The organism is Bacillus sp. z60-11, assembly GCF_046464135.1.
Classification (GTDB): Bacteria; Bacillota; Bacilli; order Bacillales; family Bacillaceae; genus Bacillus; species Bacillus sonorensis_A.
Genome location: NZ_JBIYSN010000020.1, coordinates 1 through 553, shown reverse-complemented (window position 1 = coordinate 553; position 553 = coordinate 1). Strand labels below are relative to the sequence as shown.

Genomic DNA, 553 nt, shown 5'->3' with positions numbered 1-553 from the left:
CCTTAAATCATCCATTTCTTCATTTTATAATAAAGAAAAGGACTTAAAAGGAAGGTGTTTTGCTAATGTTCTACACCAGAAATTCTTCTCAAAACGAAGCCGAATTCGTATTGCTTGATCAACTTGTTGAAGAGGATCATCTGCTACGCAAAATTGACAAATACATAGATTTCTCGTTCATTATTGAAAAGGTTAAGCCTTACTACAGTGAGAATAATGGCCGGCCATCTCTCGATCCATTGATTTTATTCAAAATGATGTTTATCGGATACCTGTACGGTATCCGTTCAGAAAGACAGCTCGAAAAAGAAATTTACTACAATATGGCCTACAGATGGTTTTTAGGATTAAATATCAATGATCCAGTTCCTCATCATTCAACGATCAGTTGGAACCGACGCACTCGTTTCAAAGATACAACCATTTTCCAAGATATTTTTGATGAAATTGTCCTTCAAGCCATCAATCACGAAATGGTTGGCGGGCGTGTCCTTTTTACCGATTCAACCCATCTCAAAGCCAACGCCAACAAGCATAAATATACGAGGAAAAC

The 553-nt window shown here is 37.1% G+C and carries 1 protein-coding gene; it reads left to right on the top strand.

Translation table 11 applies throughout. From position 1 onward, the window contains the following. Positions 1–65: 65 nt before the first annotated feature. On the top strand, positions 66–553 hold a 488-nt coding region (locus tag ACINLD_RS22270), incomplete at its 3' end, for a transposase (RefSeq protein ID WP_410207191.1).